The organism is Halorubrum amylolyticum, assembly GCF_004114995.1.
GTDB lineage: Archaea > Halobacteriota > Halobacteria > Halobacteriales > Haloferacaceae > Halorubrum > Halorubrum amylolyticum.
In genome coordinates, this window is sequence record NZ_SDJP01000014.1 from 14,126 (window position 1) to 37,314 (window position 23,189).

Annotated in this window: 26 protein-coding genes; 12 read left to right on the forward strand and 14 right to left on the reverse strand. The window is 70.6% G+C overall.

The features are described from left to right. Nucleotides 1–41: 41 nt before the first annotated feature. The 3 genes from ESO89_RS10650 (at nt 42) to ESO89_RS10660 (ending at nt 2,290) form a co-directional block, all read left to right on the forward strand. Nucleotides 42–821, forward strand: a complete 780-nt coding sequence (locus ESO89_RS10650; protein WP_128905491.1) for an enoyl-CoA hydratase/isomerase family protein — start codon at nt 42–44, stop codon at nt 819–821. A 114-nt stretch (nt 822–935) separates the two neighbouring features. Next, nucleotides 936–1,505: a hypoxanthine/guanine phosphoribosyltransferase gene (gene hpt, locus ESO89_RS10655; RefSeq protein ID WP_128905492.1), complete on the forward strand. Its 570-nt coding sequence runs from the start codon at nt 936–938 to the stop codon at nt 1,503–1,505. Nucleotides 1,506–1,612: 107 nt separating this feature from the next. After that, nucleotides 1,613–2,290, forward strand: coding sequence for a DJ-1/PfpI family protein (locus tag ESO89_RS10660; protein ID WP_128905493.1), 678 nt, complete (start codon nt 1,613–1,615; stop codon nt 2,288–2,290). A 26-nt stretch (nt 2,291–2,316) separates the two neighbouring features. Here ESO89_RS10660 and ESO89_RS10665 read toward each other — a convergent pair whose 3' ends face one another. The 5 genes from ESO89_RS10665 to ESO89_RS10685 all read right to left on the reverse strand — a co-directional run bounded on the left by ESO89_RS10665 (nt 2,317) and on the right by ESO89_RS10685 (nt 5,565). Beyond that, nucleotides 2,317–2,601 carry a transcriptional regulator gene (locus ESO89_RS10665; protein ID WP_128905494.1) on the reverse strand — a complete coding sequence of 95 codons (285 nt, stop codon included), beginning with the start codon at nt 2,599–2,601 and terminating at the stop codon, nt 2,317–2,319. A gap of 60 nt (nt 2,602–2,661) precedes the next feature. Next, complete coding sequence (locus tag ESO89_RS10670; RefSeq protein WP_128905495.1) at nt 2,662–3,204, reverse strand: DUF2249 domain-containing protein; 543 nt, start codon at nt 3,202–3,204, stop codon at nt 2,662–2,664. 81 nt (nt 3,205–3,285) lie between these two features. Beyond that, entirely contained in the window at nt 3,286–4,002 is a 717-nt protein-coding gene (locus ESO89_RS10675; protein WP_128905496.1) for an alpha/beta hydrolase, read from the reverse strand. After that, nucleotides 3,999–5,069, reverse strand: coding sequence for a VOC family protein (locus tag ESO89_RS10680; protein WP_128905497.1), 1,071 nt, complete (start codon nt 5,067–5,069; stop codon nt 3,999–4,001). Before ESO89_RS10680 ends, ESO89_RS10675 begins: the two co-directional genes overlap by 4 nt. Nucleotides 5,070–5,199: 130 nt before the next feature. Continuing rightward, on the reverse strand, nt 5,200–5,565 hold the full coding sequence (locus ESO89_RS10685) for a hypothetical protein (protein WP_128905498.1): 366 nt from the start codon (nt 5,563–5,565) through the stop codon (nt 5,200–5,202). A gap of 122 nt (nt 5,566–5,687) precedes the next feature. Between ESO89_RS10685 and nth the strand changes: the two genes are divergently transcribed. The 5 genes from nth (at nt 5,688) to ESO89_RS10710 (ending at nt 9,940) form a co-directional block, all read left to right on the forward strand. Next, the gene (nth, locus tag ESO89_RS10690) at nt 5,688–6,371 is read left to right on the forward strand and encodes an endonuclease III (RefSeq protein ID WP_128905499.1); all 684 of its coding nucleotides are present in this window, start codon (nt 5,688–5,690) and stop codon (nt 6,369–6,371) included. 200 nt (nt 6,372–6,571) lie between these two features. After that, nucleotides 6,572–7,126 carry a DoxX family protein gene (locus tag ESO89_RS10695; protein WP_128905500.1) on the forward strand — a complete coding sequence of 185 codons (555 nt, stop codon included), beginning with the start codon at nt 6,572–6,574 and terminating at the stop codon, nt 7,124–7,126. A gap of 142 nt (nt 7,127–7,268) precedes the next feature. Then, nucleotides 7,269–8,456 (forward strand): redox-regulated ATPase YchF, encoded by a 1,188-nt coding sequence (locus ESO89_RS10700; protein WP_128905501.1) that lies wholly within the window; start codon nt 7,269–7,271, stop codon nt 8,454–8,456. Nucleotides 8,457–8,541: 85 nt separating this feature from the next. After that, complete coding sequence (locus tag ESO89_RS10705) at nt 8,542–9,372, forward strand: amidohydrolase family protein (protein ID WP_128905502.1); 831 nt, start codon at nt 8,542–8,544, stop codon at nt 9,370–9,372. 40 nt (nt 9,373–9,412) lie between these two features. Then, nucleotides 9,413–9,940, forward strand: coding sequence for a DUF371 domain-containing protein (locus tag ESO89_RS10710; protein ID WP_128905503.1), 528 nt, complete (start codon nt 9,413–9,415; stop codon nt 9,938–9,940). Nucleotides 9,941–10,395: 455 nt separating this feature from the next. Here ESO89_RS10710 and ESO89_RS10715 read toward each other — a convergent pair whose 3' ends face one another. Further along, nucleotides 10,396–10,998, reverse strand: coding sequence for an NUDIX hydrolase (locus ESO89_RS10715; RefSeq protein ID WP_128905504.1), 603 nt, complete (start codon nt 10,996–10,998; stop codon nt 10,396–10,398). A gap of 129 nt (nt 10,999–11,127) precedes the next feature. Between ESO89_RS10715 and proS the strand changes: the two genes are divergently transcribed. The 3 genes from proS (at nt 11,128) to ESO89_RS10730 (ending at nt 15,305) form a co-directional block, all read left to right on the forward strand. Continuing rightward, on the forward strand, nt 11,128–12,603 hold the full coding sequence (proS, locus tag ESO89_RS10720) for a proline--tRNA ligase (protein WP_128905505.1): 1,476 nt from the start codon (nt 11,128–11,130) through the stop codon (nt 12,601–12,603). A gap of 141 nt (nt 12,604–12,744) precedes the next feature. Beyond that, nucleotides 12,745–13,959 carry a hypothetical protein gene (locus ESO89_RS19000; protein ID WP_241686197.1) on the forward strand — a complete coding sequence of 405 codons (1,215 nt, stop codon included), beginning with the start codon at nt 12,745–12,747 and terminating at the stop codon, nt 13,957–13,959. A 143-nt stretch (nt 13,960–14,102) separates the two neighbouring features. Next, nucleotides 14,103–15,305 (forward strand): helix-turn-helix transcriptional regulator, encoded by a 1,203-nt coding sequence (locus ESO89_RS10730; RefSeq protein ID WP_128905506.1) that lies wholly within the window; start codon nt 14,103–14,105, stop codon nt 15,303–15,305. 90 nt (nt 15,306–15,395) lie between these two features. Here ESO89_RS10730 and ESO89_RS10735 read toward each other — a convergent pair whose 3' ends face one another. From ESO89_RS10735 to ESO89_RS10770, 8 genes are all read right to left on the reverse strand, one after another. Then, nucleotides 15,396–15,803, reverse strand: coding sequence for a Zn-ribbon domain-containing OB-fold protein (locus ESO89_RS10735; RefSeq protein WP_128905507.1), 408 nt, complete (start codon nt 15,801–15,803; stop codon nt 15,396–15,398). Further along, nucleotides 15,800–16,966 (reverse strand): thiolase domain-containing protein, encoded by a 1,167-nt coding sequence (locus ESO89_RS10740; RefSeq protein ID WP_128905508.1) that lies wholly within the window; start codon nt 16,964–16,966, stop codon nt 15,800–15,802. The genes ESO89_RS10735 and ESO89_RS10740 overlap by 4 nt, the downstream gene beginning before the upstream one ends. Before the next feature lie 127 nt (nt 16,967–17,093). Then, nucleotides 17,094–17,846 carry a proteasome assembly chaperone family protein gene (locus tag ESO89_RS10745; RefSeq protein ID WP_128905509.1) on the reverse strand — a complete coding sequence of 251 codons (753 nt, stop codon included), beginning with the start codon at nt 17,844–17,846 and terminating at the stop codon, nt 17,094–17,096. Nucleotides 17,847–17,958: 112 nt separating this feature from the next. Further along, a complete protein-coding gene (locus ESO89_RS10750; RefSeq protein WP_128905510.1) occupies nt 17,959–18,141 on the reverse strand; it encodes an RNA-protein complex protein Nop10 in 183 nt (60 codons plus the stop codon). A 37-nt stretch (nt 18,142–18,178) separates the two neighbouring features. Further along, nucleotides 18,179–18,979, reverse strand: a complete 801-nt coding sequence (locus ESO89_RS10755; protein WP_128905511.1) for a translation initiation factor IF-2 subunit alpha — start codon at nt 18,977–18,979, stop codon at nt 18,179–18,181. A gap of 18 nt (nt 18,980–18,997) precedes the next feature. Then, nucleotides 18,998–19,171 (reverse strand): 30S ribosomal protein S27e, encoded by a 174-nt coding sequence (locus tag ESO89_RS10760; RefSeq protein ID WP_128905512.1) that lies wholly within the window; start codon nt 19,169–19,171, stop codon nt 18,998–19,000. A 2-nt stretch (nt 19,172–19,173) separates the two neighbouring features. Next, on the reverse strand, nt 19,174–19,455 hold the full coding sequence (locus ESO89_RS10765; protein ID WP_053771189.1) for a 50S ribosomal protein L44e: 282 nt from the start codon (nt 19,453–19,455) through the stop codon (nt 19,174–19,176). A gap of 102 nt (nt 19,456–19,557) precedes the next feature. Further along, nucleotides 19,558–20,238, reverse strand: a complete 681-nt coding sequence (locus tag ESO89_RS10770) for a cyclase family protein (RefSeq protein WP_128905556.1) — start codon at nt 20,236–20,238, stop codon at nt 19,558–19,560. A 219-nt stretch (nt 20,239–20,457) separates the two neighbouring features. On the opposite strand from ESO89_RS10770, the gene ESO89_RS10775 reads away from it, so the two are divergent. After that, nucleotides 20,458–23,187 carry an alkaline phosphatase PhoX gene (locus ESO89_RS10775; protein ID WP_128905513.1) on the forward strand — a complete coding sequence of 910 codons (2,730 nt, stop codon included), beginning with the start codon at nt 20,458–20,460 and terminating at the stop codon, nt 23,185–23,187. Nucleotides 23,188–23,189: the final 2 nt, after the last annotated feature.

The window sequence follows — 23,189 nt, forward strand, 5'->3', positions numbered from 1 at the left end:
GACTGCCGAACGGTTTTCACGTCAGCGAGCGAGGGGCCGGTATGACGTGGGACACGATCACGCTCGACGTCGACGACGACACCGACGCCGCGACGATCACCGTCGACCGGCCGGACCAGCTCAACGCCCTCACCGTCGACACGCTCGAAGCGATCGAGGAGGCGCTCGCCGAGGCGGAGGCGGCCGAGCCACGCGCGCTCGTGCTCGCCGGCGCGGGAGACGAGGCGTTCGTCGCCGGCGCGGACATCTCCTACATGGTCGAGCTGTCGACGCCGGAAGCGCAGGCGTACGCCGAGCTTGGCCACCGCGTCGCGGACGCGATCGAGTCGTTCCCGGCGCCGACGGTCGCCGCGATCGACGGGTACGCGTTCGGCGGGGGCTCGGAGCTCGCGTTGGCCTGTGACCTCCGGGTCGCCGCCGAGAGCGCCGTGCTCGGCCAGACCGAGATCGACCTCGGGATCGTCCCCGGCTGGGGCGGGACCCAGCGGCTCCCGCGGCTGGTCGGCGACGAGACCGCGAAGCGGCTCGTCTTCCTCGGCGAACGGATCGACGCGAGCGAGGCCGCGGAGATCGGTCTCGTCGGCGAGGTCGTTGCGGACGAGGCGTTCGACGACCGGATCGCCGAACTGGCGGGGGAGCTGGCCGCGAAACCGGCGTTCGCGACCCGCGCGGCGAAGGAGGCGCTCAACGCCGCCCGCGGCGGGTCGCAGGCGGGCGGGCTCGCCTTGGAGCGGCGAGCGTGGTCGGGCCTGTTCGGCACCCACGACCAGCGCGAGGGGATGCGCGCGTTCCTAGAGAAGCGGGAGCCGGAGTTCGAGTAGCGCAATCGGGGTTCGGAGCGCGCGGCCCGCGAACCCCCGTCACGCCCCGTGCGATCGGTGTTCACGGGGCGGGCCAATCGCCACGCTTTATTAATCCGCCCGAGTACCGACGACATGGACCAGTTGCGGCAGTCGCTCCTCGACGCGCCGATCATCGAGAAAGGCGAGTACCAGTACTTCGTACACCCGATCAGCGACGGGGTTCCGATGCTCAAACCGGAGCTCCTCCGAGAGATCGTCATCCGGATCATCCGGAAGGCCGAGCTGGAGAACGTCGACAAGATCGTCACCCCTGCCGCGATGGGAATCCACATCTCCACCGCGCTCTCCCTGATGACCGACATCCCGCTGGTCGTCATCCGCAAGCGCCAGTACGGCCTCGACGGCGAGGTCCCGCTGTTCCAGGAGACCGGCTACTCCGAGTCGGAGATGTACATCAACGACGTCGAGGAGGGCGACCGCGTCCTCGTCCTCGACGACGTGCTCTCGACCGGCGGCACGATGAAGGCGATCCTCGACGCGCTCACCGACGAGGTCGGCGCCGAGGTCGTCGACGTGGTCGCCGTGATCAAGAAGGCGGGAGACAACGAGCTCGACGACACCGACTACAACGTGAAAACGCTGATCAACGTCACCGTCGATGACGGCGAGGTCGTGATCGTCGACGCCCACGGCGACGAGTAATCGATTGCTGGCGGATCGGCGGTAGACACCGATAAACCCCGCGCCGCCCGTCGTCGCTGCCGGGCGCGGGTGCCTTATGTATCGCGGTCGTGAATGGCGAGGTACGCATGACTGAAGCGCTGTTCGTCGTGAGCGAAGAGGGGTACTGGGCCGAAGAGTGCATCGAGCCGCTGACGACCCTCGAAGCCGAGGGCGTTGACGTGACCGTCGCGACCCCCTCCGGATCGCCGCCGGTCGTCGACGAGCGGTCGCTCGACCCGGAGGCCGCCGGAGGCGAGGAACGAGTCGCGGAGCTCCGCGAGGTCGACGAGGAGCACCCGGAACTCAACGACCCCGAGCCGGTCGCGGCCGTCGACGCCGCGGGGTACGACGCGGTCGTGTTCCCCGGCGGTCACGGCACCGTCTGGGACGTGAATCAGGACCGACACGCCCGGCAGCTCCTGCTCGACGCGGTCGCGGGCGAGGAGAGCGTCGCGCTCGTCGTCTGCCACGCGGTCGGAATCCTGGCGTTCACCCGCGAGGCCGACGGAACGCCACTCGTCGAGGGGCGCTCCGTCACCGGCTTCCCGAACGCGTGGGAGGCGGACATCGTCGACGACGACGACGTGATGCCGGACGGTCGGAAGCTCCCGTACTGGGTGGAAGACGAGGTCGTCCTCGCGGGCGCCGACTGGGACGCCGAACTCGACGCCGACACGAGCGTCGCGGTCGACGGCGACCTGATCACCGCGCGGGGGCCGGGCTCCTCGGCCGACGCGGCGGCGACGCTTTTGGACGAGCTGTAGGCGGTTTTCGAACCGAACGGCGGCGGTCAGCGGATCACGAACGCCGGCTCCTCGATCCGCTCGCTCTTACACTCCGGGCACCGCGAGGGCTCGTTGATCGGGTCGTCGAAGCCGTCGAAGCCGCAGTCGCGGCACTCGGGCGGCGCGACCAGAAGCTCCGCGTCGTCGCCGTCGTCCGCGACCGACCGCGAGACGTGCTCGACGTGATCGTACACGACGGGGGTCGGCAGCGACAGCGTCTCCCCGAGGTCGCTCGCGGTCGCCGGCCCCTCGCGGAGCCGGTCGGCGATGCGCTGGCGGGTCGTCTCCATGGACCGAATTCGACGGCGGTATACAAAACACCGACGGCGCGGTCAACTTCTCTCCCCGCCTCACTCGTCCGGTTTCGGCGCCAGCACCACGAGCGCGGTGGCGTCCTCGGTCGCGGTCGGTTCGACCGCCGTCTCACCGTCGAAGCGGACGATCTCCCCGGCCTCGACCGCGTGTTCCTCGCCGTCGAGCCGGACCTCGAACGCCCCCGTCAGCGCGTGGAACAGGACCGTCCGGTCGGGGTGGGTGTGCTCGGGGACGCTCTGGCCGGCGTCCAGCGACAGCCGGACCGTCTTCGGCTCGCGCCCCGGGAACGCCGCCGCGTGCGGCTCGCCGCCGAGGTCCGCGATTCGGACCTTCGCCGCGGCCGACTCGGCTTCGACCTTCGGGAACTCGGCGATGAACCGGGACGGCTCCTCGCGCTCGACGGCGTAGCCGTCGGCGTCGAACGCGGGCACCTCGGCCGCCATCTCGTGATAGAGCGGCGTGGGCTCGTGGTCGTTGACGACGGTGAGCGTCTCGCCGGGCTCTAGCTCCGCGAACACCTCGTGTATCCGGTCGTGTCGCTCGCTCGGCGGGATCTCCCTGGCGTCGAGTTCGAGCATCGTGCGTCCCCTCGGTCTCCGAGGGGAATGGGCCGTGTCGCGAACACGTTCGGCTTCGCGGGACGTTGCGGTTCGGTATCGTCACTCGGCGTCCGGCGGGGCAGCGTCGCCGAGTAGCGCCCCGACCCGATCCCCGATCCGCGCCATCGTCGCGTCCGAGAGGCCGTGGCCGTCGCCCTCGTCGATCCGGCGGTCGACCGCCGCGCCGCCCCGGCGAAATGCCGCCGCGGTCGCCCGGACGCGCTCGACGGGGACGTACGGGTCGTCCTCGCTGCTGTCGATCGCGATCGGGGTGCCATCGAGGTCCCCGCTCCCGGTCTCGTTCTCCGCCCCTCCCTCATCAACCACCGAACGCTCCGACAGGTCCTCGCCCGGAAGCGCCGCGGAGACGACGAACGCGCCGCCGTACCGCCGCGGGCGGCGCCGGAGGAACTCGCTCGCGACCGCGCCGCCCTGCGAGACGCCGACGAGAACGACGCGCTCGGGAGGAATCCCGATATCGCCGGCGGCGTCGACCGTCGCGGCGACGCAGTCGACCGCCGAGGTCAGCGCCGGCTCGTTGGCGGCGATCGGCGCGTCGTGACCCGCCGGGAACCAGTTCGAGCGGACCGCGTTCGGGGCGAGCAGCGTCGCGCCCGGTCGGTAGAACTCGTCGGCGAGGCGGAGCAGTCCCTCGGCCGTCCCGCCGCGACCGTGGACGAGCACGACCGCGACTTCCGCGGCCGCGGCCGGGGCACCGCCGGTCTCCAGCGTGGCGTCGGCGTGCGGCCCTTCGACGCCGGAGAGCTTCCGGGTCATCGATCGGCGTCCGTTCGGGTGTTCGCGTCCCCGCCCCTCCCGATCTCGAAGGCGGGGAGCTGGCTCTCGATCAGCTCGCGGTCGTCCTCGAACCACGGCGGGAGGTACAGTTCCGTCGCGTGGCCGGTCGCGTCGGGGTCCGCGAGCCCGGCGGTTTGCGGGCCATCGGGAGTGGGCGCCTCCGTCGCGAGCTCGACGAGGAGCCCGCCGGGGCCGCGCACGTACAGCGAGTGGAAGAAGTGGCGGTCCTTCACCCGAGAGATGTCGTAGCCGCGGTCGCGGAACAGGTCGTGCCAGTCGAGCAGCGCCTCGCGGTCGGGGACCCGCACGGCGGCGTGGTGGAGCGCGCCCGGCCCCTCGCGGAGGTACGGCGCGTCCCGGTCGAGGAGGTCGACGACGGTCGCGCGGTCGCCAGGGGCGCGGTACCGGACCCGGTCGCCGGTCTCCGCCTCGTACGCGAACCCGAGCGTGTCGAGCACGCTCGCCGTCCCGTACGGGTCCGCGGGGAGCGCGGTGACGCCGTACAGCCCGCGGATCGCGGCCGACTCGGGAACGGGGTCCGACTCGGGGACGGAGTCCGACTCGGGGACGGAGTCCGACTCGGGGACGGTGGTGGCGGCAGCGTCGCCGGCGCGATCGGCGATCCACGGGTCGCCGTCGACGTCGCTTTCGACCAGTTCGACCCGAGTGCCGGAGGGGTCGGAGACGGAGATCGCGTCGTCGCCGAACCGGTCGGTGGCGGGGATCTCCTCGACCGCGACCGCCCGATCGGCCAGCCGCTCGCGCCAGTAGTCGAGCGAGCCGGCCGGGACCGCGAAGGCGACGGCGGCGTACCCCGGTTTCCCGGTGCGTCCGGGGTCGCCGTGGGGGTCCGGGAAGACGGTGAACACGGAGCCGGGCGAGCCCGCGGCGTCGCCGAAGTAGAGGTGATACTGGTGGCTGTCCTCGTAGTTCACGGTCCGGCGCAGGAGCCGGAGCCCGAGGGTCTCCGCGTAGAACGCGGCGTTCGCACCGGGATCGCCGACGATCCCCGTCACGTGGTGGAGGCCCGGAGTGTCCGAGAGCATGCCCGGATATGGGCCGCGCCGGCGCAAACCGGTGTCGGTCGGAGAAGGGCGCGCGGTGTGGGGAAGGGGGCGCGGTGTGGGTGAAGGGGGCAAGCGGAGAGGTGGATCGGGAGGGGTCCCGCCGACCGCCTTACGCGATCAACAGCAACCGAACGTTGCTCGCGGTGAGATAGGTCCCGACGACCGTCAGCAGGACCGGCGGGAAGTAGTAGAGGAGGCCGTCGCCCTCGCGGGCGCCACGGACGCTGATCCAGAGCATGACCAGGTACACGGCGATCTTCAGGGCGACCAGCCCGCCGAGCCCGAACGCGTCGAGCGCGAACGCGACGAGCGGGTTCGCCTCCCGGATCGACGGGACGTACACTAGGAAGGCGATAGTCGAGACGATATCGCCGACCCCGTACGTCGCCGTCGCGGCGATCCACAGCCAGTAGAACTCCTGTGGTCGTCGGCGGTAGGCCGGGCGGCGGCGGGTTCGATCGCGGGACCGGGACACGCCCAGACGTGTCGGAGAGGCGATGTGAATCTGCCGGTTCGGGGCGTCGATCCAGCGGGGGCCAGATCGACGATGCGTACCGCTTCCGGATCGTTCAATGGCGCCCGCGCGGAGAAATCGATATGGGCACGCCACTGGAGCCGCGGGAAGAGCAGGTCGGGGAGGTCCTCGACCGACTCTACGAGGAGTATCCCGACTCGACCATCTCGCTGAGCTACTCGAACCGGCTGGAGCTGCTCATCGCCGTGATCCTCTCCGCGCAGTGCACGGACGAGCGCGTGAACGAGGTGTGCGTCGATCTGTTCGAGGCGTACGAGACGCCCGAGGAGTACGCGAACGCGCCCCAAGAGGAGCTTGCGGAGGCGATCAACTCGATCACCTACTACAACAACAAGGCGAAGTACATCCGGTCGGCCTGCGCCGACATCGCCGAGAAACACGATGGCGAGGTCCCCGACACGATGTCGGAACTGACGGAGCTGGCCGGCGTCGGCCGCAAAACGGCGAACGTCGTGCTCCAGCACGGTCACGACGTCGTGGAGGGGATCGTCGTCGACACCCACGTCCAGCGGCTCACCCGCCGGCTCGGAATCACGGAGGAGGAGCGTCCGGAGGCGATCGAGCAGGACCTCCTCGACGTGGTTCCCGAAGAGGATTGGCAGCAGTTCACGCACCTCATGATCGACCACGGCCGCGCGACCTGCACCGCGATCAACCCGGACTGCGGCGACTGCGTGCTCGCGGATATCTGCCCCTCCGAGAAGGGCGACGGCGGCGTGGATCTGGCGAGCGGCGAGCCGTGGTGAACCGCGCCGGCGCGGGGTCGGCGCGGGGTCGGTGCGGGGTCGGCGCACACCGGGGCATGATAAAGTCGGGCAACGTGTTCGGGATTAGCACTTAAAGACCCAAACGATCGGGGGAGATCGCCGATCCGTTCTCTCCGGAAGGGAACTCGCTTCCGGGTTTATTCATACGGCCGGCGTATCCGTAAGTGAGGAGAGACACTATGTCCACGAAAACCACAAACGAGTTCGGCGGAGAGATCGGCGGCGTTACGCTCTTGGGGAAGGCGCACTCGCTGTCGGCGCTGTTCATCGTCCTGCTTCGGGCGACCATCGGCGGGATGATCCTGTTCGCCGGCCTCGGGAAGGTCTCGGAGTGGCCGTTCGACGCCGCGGGCTACCTCGCGAACGTCGACCCCGCGAGCCCGGTCAGCGGCCTGTACGCCGTGATGGCGTCGAACGCGGCGCTGATGGAGTTCGTGAACGTGTTCGTTCCGGTCACGCAGCTGCTCATCGGCGTCGCACTCATCGCCGGGGCGTTCGTCCGGCTGGCCGCGCTCGGCGGCGCGATGCAGATGACGCTGTTCTACCTCGGCGGGTGGAGCGGCGACGCGCTCGCGCTGTTCGACTCGACGCTGGTGTACGCGATCGTGTTCCTCACGGTCGCCGCGTTCGGCGCGGGCCGCGTCCTCGGCCTCGACGCCTACATCGAGCGGATCGAGGTCGGCGGGCAGGCGCTCGTCGAGAAGTTCCCGGCGCTCCGCTACGTCCTCGCCTGAACGGGGACGCCGTCGCGCGGGACGCGTCCGGACGGTCCCGCCGCCGCGGCGTTGCATCACGCGCCGCGACCGCGCTTCAGCCGCTCCGGCCTCATCGGGGCCGACCGAAAGGCGCTTTTCGCGCGGCCGCAACGCACACACCATGATCACGGTCGCGCTGGCGGGCAAGCCGAACGCCGGCAAGTCCACCTTTTACACCGCCGCCACGATGGCCGATGTCGACGTGGCGAACTACCCGTTCACGACGATCGACGCCAACCGGGGCGTGACCCACGTCCGCACGGAGTGCCCCTGCCTCGACCGCGACGAGCGCTGCGGCGCGGAGAACTGCCGCGACGGGAAGCGGTACGTCCCGATCGAATTGCTTGATGTCGCCGGGCTGGTCCCGGGCGCCCACGAGGGGAAGGGGCTCGGCAACCAGTTCCTCGACGAGCTGACGAACGCGGACGCGGTGCTCAACGTCGTCGACGCCTCGGGCGCGACGAACGCGGAGGGCGAGCCCGTCGAGGTCGGTGCGCACGATCCCCTCGACGACGTGGACTTCATCGAGGAGGAAATGGACCTGTGGCTCGCGGGGATCGTCGACCGCAACTGGGAGGGCGTCGAGCGCCAGTCGCGCTCGCCCGACTTCGACCTGGAAGCGGCGGTCACCGACCTGCTGACGGGGTTCGGCGCGACGGAGCACGACGTGACGGCGGTCCTCCGCGAGCTGGAGTACCCCGACGATCCGAAGGCGTGGACCGACGACGACCGCGAGGCGCTCGCCCGGGCGGTCCGGCGCCGCACCAAGCCGATCGTCGTCGTCGCCAACAAGGTCGACGCCGCGCCCGAGGGCGCGGTCGACCGGCTCCGCGAGGGGACGGACAAGCCGGTGGTCCCCGCCACGGCCGACGGGGAGCTCGCCCTCCGGCGCGCCGCGGAGGCGGGCGTTCTCGACTACGACCCGGGCGACGAGGGGTTCGACGTGGTCGGCGGCGTCTCCGACGGCCAGCGCGAGGGGCTGGAAGCGATCCGCGGCGCGATGGCCGAACACGGCGGCACGGGGGTCCAGACCGCGCTGAACGCGGCCGTCGACGACCTGCTCGACAGGATCACCGTCTATCCCGTGCAGGACGCCTCGAAGTGGACGGACGGGACCGGAAACGTCCTCCCGGACGCGTTCCTCCTCCCGTCGGGGGCGACCCCGCCGGATCTGGCGTACGCGGTCCACACCGACATCGGCGAGGGGTACCTCCACGCGGTCGACGCGCGTTCCTCGCGGCGGATCGGCGAGGACCACGAGCTCTCGGAGGGCGACGTGGTGAAGATCGTCTCGACCGCGGGGCCGTGAGGGAGGTGGGCGGAGACCTCCGCGGGAGCGCGAGGCGAGCGTGAGACCGACAGGCACATGCGGATCGCCCGAGACGGGGCCGTAGATGCTCGGGCTGGAACACGACTTCCGGATCGTCGACACGCGCGCGACGCTCGATCCCGACGAGTCGTCGGTCGCGACCCACGGGCGGGACATTTCCCCCGAGCTGCTGGAACGCGAGATGTTACAGGCCGGCGTCGTCCGCGCGGTCGCGAGTCCCGGGCAACGGGCGGCCGGACAGAGCTACCTGCGCGCGAACAATGCGGTCGCGCGGCTCTCGATCGATCGCCCGTTCGTCGCGTTCGCCCGACTCAACGGCCCCCGCGATCCGGGAAGCGGTCCCCTCGCCGCGGTCAGGAACCTCCGCGCCGAGCGCGACGACCACCACGCCCGCCCGGACGACGTCGAGCAGTACTCCTACGACGACCGGTTTCACGGGTTCACCCTCGTCCCGCACGCCGACGGGCTTCCGAACGAGGACGTGCTCACTCGGCTGGAGGACGCCGACCTCCCCGTGATCGTCCACGCCGGCAGGCGGTTCCCGCCCGAGGCGGTCGAGCGCGAACTGCTCGAGTACGACATGCCGATCGTGCTCGCCAGCTTCGGCGGCTACCCCCTCGACGCCGACCTGATGAACGAGACGCTCGACCTGTTGGGCGAGTACGACCGGCTGTACGTCGAGACGAGCGCCGTGCGGTACCGCGAGGTGCTCGAACGCGGCGTCTTGGAACACCCCGACCGCGTCCTCTTCGGCTCGGGCGCGCCCGACGTACATCCGAACGTCGGCGTGATGGAGGTGCTCACCCTCGACGTCTCCGAGGACCTGATGCGCCGCGTGTTCGCGAAGAACCCCGCCCGGCTGATCCCCGCGCTCGCCGAGGGCGCGGAGGTCTGAAGCGACGGGCACTTGGCGCGCCGTCTCGGACTCGACGAGCATGAGCGACGCCGAGAGCGCCGAATCGAACGACGTCGAGAGCGCCGGCCAGCCCGGAGCCGATCCCCTCGTCGAGGTCGTCCGCGCCGTCGGGCACGAACACGTCACCGCCGAGCACGCGAGCACCGTCGAACTCACGACCGACGACTGGCTCACCCCCGCGGGCGACTGCATCGTCGGCGTCGAGGCCGACCGCGCGCCCCGCGACTTCTCACCCGAGTTCCGCGAGTCGTGTCAGGACTCGGGCGCGACGATCACGGCGCGGTTCGCGGTCGGCGACCCCGGCGACGACGGGGTCGACTCCGACGACCCGTCCCACGTCGACGAGTTCGTCGGCCGCGGCGACCCCGACCTCGCGCTCCTCGACGACCGATCGATGGTCGGTCGGACCAGCGACTACACCGACGACGAGCGCACCATTTTCGTCGACGGCGACGGTGCCGCCGCGGACCTCGACCGCGACCTCGTAGACGCGCTCGCGGAGGGGGCACCCCTGACGCTGCGGCTGGAGGTCGATCCTGCCGAGTGAGGTGCGCGTCTCTGGAACTTATAAACAACTGGGAACGGCGGGGCCGCTCGCGGTCGGCGCGAGTCAGCACGCGCGAGGGACGCGGCGACCAGAGAGGGACCGAAGGTCCCTCATGCAGCCGGCGCGTAGCGCCGGCGACGAAGGGAGCCGCGAGGCTGGGGAGGCGTGAGGAGGCGGTGCCGTGCGGGGCGGGACTCAAAGGGGCAGCCGGCTCCGGGAAGACGGGCGACGTAAGCACCGCAAGGAGCGAGTGAAACGAGCGACTGAGGAGCGCAGCGAGCCCCTCGACCGGAGCCGGCTGGGGCTTTGGAGGCCGTCACCGCAGAGTCATCAGTAACCATTTATAGGCGAACAACTGGGGATTCGGCGGTGTTCGCCGCCGATCAGCAGTCAGTCGCTTATAAGCGATCGAATGGGGACAGGGAGACGCTCACCACCTACCCGCCGTCAACCGCTTAAATCGGCAGCTCCGCGTCCGCCCCGACCACTCGATCGACCTCCTCGGGCGTGCGCCAGTCGGTCGTCCGCTCCAAAAGCTGCACGACCATCCGACCCGTCACGCCCCAGACGGTGTAGCCGCCGACGTGGAAGAAGTGGACCCGGTGGTCGCCGTACTCCGGGTGGCCGACGCGACGCTCCGACTCGTAGTTCGCGGGGTCGGTCAGCTCGCCGACGGGGAGCACGGCCACCTCCGCGACCTCCGACTCGTCGGGGACGTACTCGCGGTCGGGCGCGACGCCGACGAACGGGCGGATTCGGTAGGCCGAGGAGGTCCGCGTGTCGTCGAGCCGCCCGACGACGTCGACCTCGTCGGACCGCATGCCGACCTCCTCGTCGGCCTCCCGGAGCGCGGTGTCGGTCAGGGTGCGGTCGACGGGCTCGCGACCGCCCCCGGGGAAGCTCATCTGGCCGGGGTGTTCGCCGAGGTGGGCGGCGCGCTTGGTGAACAGCAGGTGAGCCTCGCCGGCCCGCTCGATGACGGGCGCCAGCACGGCGGCCTCGCGGCGCGCCCGGGTCACCTCCTCGGGCGTGTGCCGGCGCAGCCCCGTCAGGTCCATACCGGGCGTAGGTCCCCGGACGGGGTTAACGTTTCTCCGCGTTCCGGCGATCTGAAACGAGCGCGGCAGTATCCGAACGACCACACGGCTTCGGACGTTTTAAGCCCGCGACCCACCCTTCACAGGACAATGAGCGACGACGACCAGGAGCTCGGTATCACCGAGTCCAAGTCACACAACACCGGCGAGTGGTACGCCGAGGTCGTACAGAAGGCGGGGCTGGCGGACTACGGCCCCGAGGGGATGAGCGGGTTCATCGTCACCCGCCCCCGCGCGTACGCCGTCTGGGAGCGGCTGCAGGGGTTTCTCGACGCGAAGTTCAAGGACACCGGCGTCCAGAACGCCTACTTCCCCCTCTTCATCCCCGAGTCGTACCTCGAACGCGAGAAGGACATCGTCGAGGGGTTCGACCCGGAGGTCGCGTGGGTGACCGAGGCGGGCAACGAGGAGCTCGAAGAGCGGCTCGCGGTCCGACCCACCTCCGAGTCGATCATCACCCCGTACATCAGCCAGTGGGTGCGGAGCCACCGCGACCTCCCGCTGCGCGTGAACCAGTGGTGCTCGGTCGTGCGCTGGGAGGCGACGGAGACGAAGCCGTTCTTCCGCACGAAGGAGTTCCTCTGGCAGGAGGGCCACACCGCTCACGCGACGAGCGAGGACGCGTGGGAGGAGACGATGACGCGGCTCGACCAGTACGCCTCCGTCTACGAGGACCTGCTGGCGATGCCCGTCTTGAAGGGGCAAAAGCCGGACCACGACACGTTCCCGGGCGCGGAGACGACGACGACCGTCGAGGCGCTGATGCCGGACGGCAAGTCGGTGCAGGCGGGCACCTCCCACCACCTCGGGCAGTCGTTCGCGGAGGCGTTCGACATCACGTTCTCCGACGAGGACGAGGAGGAGCGGCTCGCACACACCACCTCGTGGGGGCTCTCGTGGCGCGCGCTCGGCGCGCTGATCATGACCCACTCCGACGAGCAGGGGCTCGTGCTCCCGCCCGGCGTCGCCCCCGAGCAGGTCGCCGTCGTCCCCATCTGGCAGGAGGACACGAAAGACGACGTGTTGGAGTACGCCGAGGGCGTCGCCGACGACCTCGACGACGCGGGAATCCGCGTCGAACTCGACGACCGCGACGGGCGCAATCCCGGGTTCAAGTTCAACGAACACGAGCTCAACGGCGTCCCGCTCCGGATCGAGATCGGTCCCCACGAGGTCGAGGACGGCGAGCTCACCCTCGTCCACCGGCCCGACGGCGAGAGCGTCGTTGAGGAGCGCGACGGGGTCGTCGAGACGGTTCGCGACCACTTCGACGAGGTGTACGCGAAGCTGTACGCCGCCGCCGAGGAGACCCTCGACGGCGAGGTCCGCGAGGCCGACGACCGCGCCGACATCCTCGGCACGCTCGGCCAGCACGGCGGCTACGTGAAGGCGCCGTGGTGCGGCGACGAGGACTGCGAGGAGCCGATCAAGGAGCCGATGGCCGCCGAGATCGTGATGGTCCCGTTCGACGACGAGGACCCCCTCGTCGGAGCGGACCACGACGAGACCTGCGCGATCTGCGACGACGACGCCGAGCGGACGGCGTACTTCGCGAAGTCGTACTGAGCCGACCCGGTCGCCCTCGGCGGCGACGCCCCCGGACGCCGGGCGCTTTTCGCCACCTCGCCGCCGTCCCTCGTTTAATCCGCGTTGATCCGGCTTAACGGAGATCGGTGTATATAGGGTTACGTCGCGTACCGTCGGGTAATGAACCGATGGATCGCGCTCGTCGCCGTCGCGGTCGTGCTGGTCGGCGTCGCCGGAATCGCCGCGGCCGGCCCCGTCGGGACGGCCGTCGCGCAGGACGACCCGGTAGCGGCGAACGAGACGGACGGGGGCAGCGAGACGGCGAACGGGACCGACATCAGTCCGGGCGAGCGCCTCTCCGGCGTGATCGGCGTCCAGCGCGCCGAGATCGCCGGCGAGGTCGAGTCCCGAGCGTTCGAGGTCGGCCTCAACCGGACGGAGACGCCCGAGGAGCGGGCGGACCTGGTCGCCGACCGGCTGAACCGGACCGAGGAGCGGCTGGCCGAGATCGAGCGGCGCCAGCGGGAGCTCCGCGAGCGCCGCGACGCCGGCGACCTGAGTCAGGGCGCGTTCGCCGCGCGGATGGCGGAGACGGGCGCCCGGGCCGAGACCGTCAAACGCGAGGCGAACCGTAGCGCCGACGTCGCTCGCGAGCTCCCGGAGGCGGCGAGAGCGAACCGGGGGCTCGGCGGGGCGCGGCTCGACGAGCTCCGCGAACGGGCGAGCGAGGCGAGCGGCCCCGAGGTCGCGGCCGTCGCCCGCGGCGTCGCCGGCAACGACGCGGGCGGTCCGCTGGCGTCCGGGGGCCGCGGGCCGCCGGAAGACACGGGCACCGGCCCGAGCGACGGCATGAACAACGGCGTCGACCCGGACGATGGCGACGGGCCGGAGACAGGTGGCGGTCCGGGAGTGGGTGAGGGAACGCCCGGTAACGGAACGCCCAGTAACGGGACGCCCGGTAACGGAACGCCCGGCCGCGGTAACGGGATGGGCGCCGACGGCGATCCGTCGAACGCGGCCGATGGCTCTGTGAACGCGACTGACAACTCGACGAACCCGACCGGGAACCCGGCGGACGACACCGGAAACACCACGAGCGAGAGCGGCGGCGACGACGGAAGAGACGGTTCCGACGGTGGGAGCGCGACACCCCCGCGCGACGATCCGTCCCCGCCCGCCCGTGGGGGAGACAGCGACGGCAACGACGGCACCGGCGATAGCGACAACCGTGACAGCAGCGACGGCAGCGACGCCCGCGGCGGCAACGACGGTAACGGCGACAACGACGCCCGCGGCGGCAACGACGGCAACGACGCCCGCGGCGCCCGCGGCGCCCGCGGCGGCAGCGACAGCAACGACGGCGGACCGAGGGCCGTCGGCAGCGTCCATGGATAGGTCGATATCGGCCCGGCCGCGCCGCCGGATGACCCCGAGCGGCCGAAACGACGCCCGCGTTTGGGTCGCTCGCCGTCGGAATGCGTCTCGATCTCGCTCGCGAGATGGGAACCGATTTATCCGAGCCTCGTAACCGTCCGCTCGTGCAGCGAACGGTGCTCCTTCTCGTCATCGTCACGGTCGTCGCCAGCGCCGGTCTCGCGTCGGTCGGGGCCGCTCAGGGCGGTGCGGGCTTCCCGGCCGGCGGCTTCGACCAGATGGACGTCAACCCGGACGACCTCCTGATCGAGGTCTCCGTCGAACCCGACGGCGACGCGGTCTGGGAAACGCAGTACCGGGTCCGGCTCGCGAGCGACGACGAGGAGCAGGCCTTCGAGGAGCTCCGCGCGGACGTGGAGTCGGACCCGGACGCGTACACGGGGCGGTTCGGCGAGCGGATGCGCGCGACGGCCGACGCCGCCGAGAACGCGACGGGTCGCGAGATGAACGTCACGAACGTCACGGTGACCGCCGAGCGGCGCGAGCTCCCGCAGTCGTACGGCGTTCTCACGTACCGGTTCGAGTGGAGCGGCTTCGCGGCCGTCGACGGCGACCGGCTCGTCGTCGGCGACGCGATCGACGCGCTGTTCCTCGACGAGACCTCGTCGCTCATCGTCTCGTGGGAGGAGGGCTACCGGCTCGGCGACGCGTCGCCGTCGCCGACCGAGACCCGCGACGGCGCGGTCGTCTGGGAGGGTCCGGTCGACTTCACGGAAGGCGAACCGCGCGTGGCGATCGAGCCGGAGGGCCGCGCCGCCGGTCCGGTCCTGCTCGTGGCGGTCGGAGCGCTCGTGGCGGCCGTCGCGGCGATCGGGTACCGGCGCCGGCCGTGGGGCGGTTCGGGCTCCGGCCGGTCGTCGGGAGAGCCGGCTGCGACCCCCGGCGAGCCGGCGGGAGACGCGGCGGACCCGGAGGACGGGGCGGTCGCGGCCGACGCCGACGAGGGAGGCGGCGCGGACGGGACCGGAGGCGGCGCGGACGGGACCGGAGGCGCCGCAGACGGGACCGGAGGCGAAGACGATTCCGACGGCGACGAGGGGTCCGGCTCGGCGCCGCCGATCGACGAGGATCTCTTGAGCAACGAGGAACAGGTGCTCCGGCTCGTCGAGGCCAACGGCGGGCGGATGAAACAGAAGCGGGTCGCCGAGGAGCTCGACTGGACCGCGGCCAAGACGAGTCAGGTCGTGACGGGGCTCCGCGAGGAGGGCGACCTCGACGGGTTCCGGCTGGGCCGCGAGAACGTCCTCTCGCTGCCCGACTACGACGCCGGGGTCGAGGGCGACGCCGGCGACGCCGGCGGTGAGTGAGACGACGCGGCTCGGTTCACGTCCGCCGTTCGACGCTCTCCCTTTCACTTCGAGAGCCGCACGGTCTCCCGGCGCCCGCCGGTCGGACGGCTATCCCTCTGCCCCGTCCGCGGGCCGGAGGACGACGAGCGGTTCCCCGTCGGTCGCGCGCGCCTCGACGCCGACCGCGACCGAGTCGCCGACCGCGACGGCGTCGGTTTCGGGGTCGACCCCGTGCAGGACGCCGGTGAGCCGGACCGGTCCGAAGTCGGCGACCGCGTTCACGTACGGGGTGTCGTCGGCGAACCGCGGTCCGGCGACGTGGACGACGTTGTACGTCTCGACGGTCCCGGTCTCGGCGAGCGGCTCCTCGGAGAGCGCCGTCGACCCGCACTCCGGGCACACTCGGCGCGGTGGGAGCGACCCGTGGCCCCCCGGGCAGACGAGGGCGTACCCCTCGCCGCCGGCGAGGGCGTCGAGCCACTCGTCGTAGGCCGCGTTGTCGGCGGGGGAGCTCATTCCGCCACCTCCAGCACGTGGACGACCGCGCTGGCCACCGTCCCGCCGGCGTTGTGCGCGACCCCCACCTCGGCGTCGGCGACGTGCTCGCTGTTCGGGTGGTCGCCCCGCAACAGTCTGGTGAGCTCCGCGATCTGCGAGCCGCCGGTCGCGCCGACCGGGTGGCCCTTCGCCTTCAGCCCGCCCGAGAGGTTCACGGGGAGGTCGCCGTCGGCGGTCGTGATCCCCTCGCGGGCGGCCGCGATCCCCTCGCCGGGGTCGAAGAAGCCGAGCGACTCCAGCGCGAGCACCTCCGCGATGGTGAAACAGTCGTGGACCTCCGCCACGTCGACGTCGTCGGGACCGACCCCGGCGTCGGCGTAGGCCGCGTCGGCGGCGTCGTCGGCGGCGGGGGTGCGGGCGAGGTGCTCGCGGTCCGCGAGCGCCATCCGGTCGGTCCCCTGTCCGGTGCCCGTCACCGCGACCGGGGCGTCCACGTCGTGCTCGGCGGCGTACTCCTCGGAGACGATCACGAGGGCGCTCGCGCCGTCGGTGATCGGGCAGGCGTCGTAGAGGTGGAGCGGCTCGGCGACGGGCGGGGCGTCGAGCGCCTCCTCGACGGGCACCTCCCGGCGGTACTGGGCGTACTCGTTTTCGAGCGCGTTCTCGTGGTTCTTCGCGGCGATGTGGGCCAGATCGCGTCGCTCCCCGCCGTAGGCGTCGAAGTAGGCGGTCGCCATCAGCGCGTACGCGCCGGGGAACGTCACTCCCGCCCGCACCTCGAACAGGTCGTCGGCGGCGATGGCGAGCCCCTCGGTCACCTCGTCGGTCGGGAGGTTGGTCATGCGCTCCATCCCGCCGGCTAACACCACGTCGGCGTCGCCCGCGCGAACGGTCCTAACCGCCTCGCGGACCGCGACGCCGGCCGAGGCGCACGCCTCCTCGTAGCGGGTCGAGGGACAGCGCACGCCGGCCGCCTCGGCCATCAGCGGCGCCTGATGCCCCTGATGCTCTGCGAGCGCGCCCATGAAGTTGCCGTAGTTCAATTCCTCCACGTCCTCGCGGGGGACGCCGGCGTCCTCGAACGCGCGCAGCGCGGCCGTCGCGAAGAGGTCCCGACCCGTCCGGTCCGGGTGGCTCCCGAAGCGCGTGAGCCCGACTCCGGCGACGCGTACGTCGGTCATACATGAACGATACTCTGGGATCGGTTTATCCCTGCCGGAAGCGGCGGAGAGCCGCCGACATCGAACCGTCGAGGGGGCCGGAGCGAGCCGAGATACCGCGGATCGTTCGTCGAGGGACCGCAGATCGTTAACCGATGTACCGCAGGTCGTCGTCCGGCACCGCCGGTCCGTCCTGCATCTCCTGGATCTTGCCGACGACCTCCTCCATCTCCTCGGCGCGGTCCTCGAGGCTCTCGTAGTCGACGGCGAAGTCGAGCCGGTCCGCGAGCACTTCCAGCACCGCGCGGGCGCTCTTCGGGTCGACGAGGTAGCCGCTCGTCTCGCCCATCAGACAGGCGGCGTCGAAGCCGCGTCGGCCGCCGAGGCCGAGCACGAGCCCGGAGACGCCGACGATGCCGCCGGCGGGCTCGTCCGGTCGGAACTCGACGCCGACCGCCTCCAGCCCCTCGATGAGGTCACCGTCTGAGACCGCGCCGAGCACGGTGTACTCCTCGACGAGTTCGCCGGTCGGCACGCCGCCGAGCGCGTACGCGCGCGTCGCGCCGAACGCCTCTGCGACGTCGAGGAACGTCGTGGTGAGCGTGTAGTGGCCCTTGTTCGAGCCAGCCTGGTGGTCGCCGGTCAACACGAGCAGGTCGGCGCCGTCGGTCTCGACCGCGTGGAACTCCGCGCAGGTCAGCTCCGCGGCCCCGTCCCCGTCGACGTTCACCTGCGGCGGGAACTCCGTGGTGTAGACGCGGCGAACCAGCTCCCCGTCGAACTCCTCTAACAGGTGCTCGGCCGCGAGCTTCCCCACGTGGCCGACGCCCGGCAGCCCCTCGATGAGCACCGGGTCGTCGAGCTCCGGCGTCGCGACCTCGTCGATCTCGATATCGTCCATACCGGGGTACTCCGGGCGGGGCTCACAAGAGGGTGGCTATTCCGGCGCTACGCGTGCGGCTCGGGGTCGGCGGTTCGATCCGACATGACGGGCGGCGCGGGCGGACCGCGCGCTACTCCGACGCCCGCCGCCGCGCTCGGCGCCGGTACTCCCCGTAGGGGTCCTCGGGGCCGAACGGCGCCGGCGCGCTGTTCTCGGTCGGACCGTCGCACTCCGGACAGCGGTCGCCGAGCGCGTACACCGGTCGGTCGTGGGCGGTCTCCCAGTTCGCACAGACGCGGATGTCGGATTTCACGGGTAGGAAAAAGCGGTATGGGACGAACCGCGGGCGACTACTCGTCGTCCTCGCGGCGCTCGCGGTGGAACTCGCCGACGCCGCCGGCGGCCTCGATGGCCTCGCGGGCGCGGGCCGCGGCGGCCTCAAGCTGGTCCTCGGCCGTCTTGTAGTTGGGCGCGCGGACCTTGATCCGGTACTCGGGCGAGCCGACGTAGCCGACCTCGAGGTCGACCCCGTCCGGGATCTCGCCGTTGCCCTCGGCCGCTTCGAGGGCCGCTTTCACGTCGTCGACGCCGTCGGGAGCCGTGGACTCCAGGTCGACGTAGCCGGTCACGTCGACGTACGGGACCGAGACGTTGTCGCGGGCGGCCTCGACGACGGCGTCGCGGGCGTCCTCGTCGATGTCGACGGCTTCGAGCGCCTCGTCGCCGCTGATCGCGGCCGCCTCGAAGGCGTCGTACAGAGAGTCGTACTCGGCGAGCAGCGCGTTGGCGACCGCGGTGTAGCGGTCGTCGTCGACGTCCTCGCCGAGCGCGATCAGCATCCAGTTGTCGGCCTTCTGCGAGTTCTTCCAGGCCTGTATCTTGTCCTTGCGCTGGTGTTCGTTGACGTCTTTGATCGACAGATCGATCTGGTTCGCCGACTCGTCGACGTCGAGCACCTTCGCGACGACCGTCTGTCCCTCGCGGACGTGGTCGCGGACGTTCTTGATCCAGCCGGAGGCGACCTCGCTGATGTGACAGAGGCCGCGCTTGTCCTCGTACTCGTCGAGGTCGACGAACACGCCGAAGTCGGCGATCTCGTCGACGTCGCCGACCACTAACTCGCCGGGTTCGGGCCAGCCGCTGTACTTCATACGGGGGTAGTGAGGCGGTTACCGTGCCTCAACGGTTTCGACGATCTCGCCGTGGAACTCGGCCTCCCCGCCGGTCGGGGTCGCGAGGGTCGTGCCGCAGACCGCACACGACACCACGGAGGAGGCGTTGCCGAAGACGACCTGTTCGTTCTCGCAGTCGCCGCAGGCGACGCGGTGGAAGCTTCCCGCCATGCTTACTCCTGGAACGTGAGCCGGCCGGCGCGCCAGCCCTCGCGCATGTGGGCCTTGCCGCAGTCGCCGCAGCGGTACTTCAGGTGGGTCTTCTTGGTCGGCTTGTCGCCACCGGGCACCTTCGAGTACCCGCCGGCGTTGCCGATCGTCGCGAGCGCGCGGCGTCGCTGGCGCGCGTCGCGTTTCATTCCGGTCGCCCGACCCGATCGAACCTTCTCCACCTCGTGCTCCTGATGGGAGTCACAGTGTGGACAGTACGTGTTGAAACGACGTGGCATCTCCATGGATATCGACCTTGAATCGCGGTTCGTCGCCGACGCTTAAAACGGGTTTGGTCTGGCTCGCGTGCGGTGGTGCGCCCTCTCGGTCCCCTCTCTCACCGCCTCTCACTCCTCCGCCCACTCGGCGACCGCGCGCACCGGCGACCCGTCCCCCTCGCGGAGCCGGAGCGGGAAGGCGTACAGCCGGAACCGCGCGGGGAGGTCGTCGAGCCCGCACAGGTTCTCGACGATCGGCAGCGAGTCGCTCAGGAGGGCGTCGTGGGCGGGGGTGCCGTCGGGTTCCTCGCCGTCGCTCGCGAGCGATTCGGCGTCTCCCCCCGCGGACGGCGTCGGGTCCGGACCGAACGCGTCGAGCCCGACTCCGACACCCGCCTCCCGGCAGCGCTCGGCGGCCGCCGCGGTCAGGTGCGGGTGATCGCGGTACCGGTCGGTGCCCCAGTGCGACGCCCACCCGGTGCGGAGAACGAGGAGGTCGACTTCGGGGTCGAGGGCGGTCGGCTCGGGGAGCGCCTCGGGCGCGATCGGCTCCCGCGGCTCCGCGGGGCGGCAGTCGACGAGGCGAGCGTCGAACGCGAACGATCCGACGCCGCACTCGTCGATCGCCTCGCCCTCCGGGAGCGTGTGGCGCGGCGCGTCGACGTGGGTTCCCGCGTGCGTCCCGGTCCGGAGTTCGCCCGTCGCGTAGCCGTCGTCCTCGTGGGTCGCGTCGGGCGCGAGCGTCACGTCGGGGTCGCCCGGATACGTCGGCATCCCCGTCTCGATCGGCCGCGAGAGGTTGCGGAACACGGTGGTCCCTGACACTGCCGACGGTTAAAGGCCGGCGGAGGCGCGGTCGTCTCGACCTCGACCGTCGGGCCCCGGTTCGTCGGGCGCTTCGAGGAGATATATAGCGGAACAGAGGCCGATTGATCGGTGTGTTAAAATATTACGCGACACGGATAGACTCACGGCGTATATATAAGAATTATAAAACTTCATCCCGGTTTCGTCGTCACTCTCACTCGCATGGTGGACATGAACCGCCGAGGGTTGATGCGTGCGTCAGTCGCCGCCGCGCTGGGTGCCAGCGTCGCGGGCGTAGCGAGTGCGGAGGAGGTATCGGAGTCAGACACGCCGGGGGCGCCGGGCGTCCGAGGGGATCTGAAGCGATTCTCGACGACCGCGTTCGGCGCGGAGGTGACGGGACCGTTCGTGTTCGAGGACGGATCGCTTCTGTACAGCTTACAACACCCCGAGGGAGGGAACCCCGAGCCGTTCGGGCGCGCGGCGGTGGGGTACGTCAGCGGCTTCCAGTTCGAGTTCGACGGGAGCAACGACGACTTCCAAGAGATCGGTGTCCCGGACACCGAGGAGAAACAGCGACAGGTCCGCTCCGCGGCCGGCGACTACGAGGTGCTCGTACAGGGACGAGAACCGATCAACGGGGGCGAGGAGCGCCTAGGGGTTCCCCAGACGCCGGACGGCACCGACATCACGACCGAGAACTTCGCCGGCGCGAAGGGCGGTGCCGGGCAGGGCCCGGACTGCAACCAGTTCGTCCCGACGAACGAGGACGGGACCGAGGGCTATCTGTTCACCAACTGGGAGAACGTTCCGGGGAGCATCTCGCGCGTGCCGCTGAGTCAGGACGAAAACGGCGGCTGGAACGCGGACCCCGACTCGGCGATCAACCTCGTCAACACGGAGCCACGGTGGCACCGAGTGTCATCAGCGGTCCCCACAGGCTCGGCGATCAACCTCGTCAACACGGAGCCGTTCCGTGAGATCGGCGGAACACGGACCAACTGCTACGGTGATCTCAGCCCCTGGGGGACCATGATCTCCGCCGAAGAGAACTACGGTCACCCGCGACTCCACCTCCGAGCGACGGCGGGTGACATCGTGGAGGCCGGGAGCGGCGAGGGGCTACTCGGCGGCTGTCAGTTCTGGAACCGACCGAACCCGACCGGAATCGTTGACGCCATCAACACGTACGCGGAGAACGGCGACATCGCCGAGGCGTGGGCCCCGCAGGGGGCTTGGTCGGAACTCGGCGTCGAGGCGCTCGCGTATCACCTCGGCGCGAACCCCGTCGACGAGGCCGGCGATAACAACCTCGCGACGACGCCGATCGCCGACGTGTACCCGAACCCGTACCGGTACGGGTACTTCGTCGACATCCGCGACCCGGCGGGCGACCCGCCGAACCCGATCAAGTACTGGGTGATGGGTCGCGCCGCGTGGGAAGCGCCGGACATCCAAGGCGACCGCAAAACCGTCTACGGCTGTTCGGACGGCGACAGCAAGGGTATCTACAAGTTCGTCGCCGACGAGCCGATCGACGAGTACGACGACACCGGCGACATCGCGGGGACGCTGTTCGCCCCGAAGATCACCAACGACGCCGCCGACGCCTCGGAAGCCGGTGAGCGGAACTCCCCCGCCCAGACGCCGCTCGAAGTCGAGTGGCTCCCGCTCGGGAGCGCCACCAACGGCGAGGTCGAGTCGTGGATCGCCGAGTACGACGACGTGACGCAGGCCGACTACCTGGAGACCCACGCCGACACCGACTGGCAGACTGACCCGACCGCCGCCGTCCGGGAGGCCGACATCGAGGTCATCCACAACGGGAACCGGAGTTACATCACCAGCGAGGAGATCGTCGAGTGGGCGACCCAGTACGAGGAGAACGGTCCGGAGGGCGTCGACGAGGATCTCCGTCGCGTCCCCTTCTTAGAGACGCGCGCGGCGGCCAAGGAGATCGGCGCTTCGATCGAGTTCAACAAAGCCGAGGGGGTCGACAGCGTGGACGACTCCGAGCCCGGCGACTTCGTCTACTTCGGCATCTCCGAGTTCAACGACGGGCTCGCCGACGAGGAGGGCGACGTGCAGCTCGATCGCGTCGACGGCGGGATCGTCTACCGCGCCGAGCTGGAGCCGGACTACGACGTCTCGACGCTCGAACCGGTGATCGCCGGCCCGGACTTCACCGATTCGCCCGAGGACGCGGACGACGCGCTCCGCAACATCGACAACGTGTACACGATGCGCGACGGACGCGTGCTCTGCTGTGAGGACGGGTTCGGCGGCCCCGCCCGGTCGTACCCGAACGACGGGCTCTACGTCTTCCAGCCGAACGTCCGCCTCGACGTCAGCTCCGTCGCGGTCGGTCAAGGGGGCGCCGTCGAGGCCGAGGTCGTCGCACGGAACATCCCCGAGGGCATCGCCGGCGGCGAGTTCACCGTGAGCGTCGCCGACCCCGAGGTCGTCGGGATCACGAGCGCGAGCTACCCCGATTCGGTCGGCCTCTCGGAGCCGCCGACCATCACGGACGACGGCGCGACGGCCTCGTTCCGGTTCGCCGACATCGACGACTCGCTGGAGCCGGCGGACACCGACTTCACGCTGGCGACGCTCTCGCTCACCGGGCGCGGCGCCGGAGTCACCGACATCGACACCGCGGGAGCGCTCGACGACGACGACGGCGGGCCGGTCGATGTCGAAGCGCGCTCGGGGCTCGCGATCACCGGCCCCGCGAACATCGGCTCCGGCGGCGGCTCTCCGACGGACCCCGACGGAGACGGCCGCTACGAGGATGTCAACGGCAACGGCCGCGTCGACTACGCGGACATCGAACTGCTGTTCGAGAACCTCGAAAGCGACAGTGTCACGTCCAACGCGCGGGCGTTCGACTTCAACCAGAACGACCGGCTCGACTTCGACGACGTGGTGAACCTCTACGCGGAGGTCAACTAGTC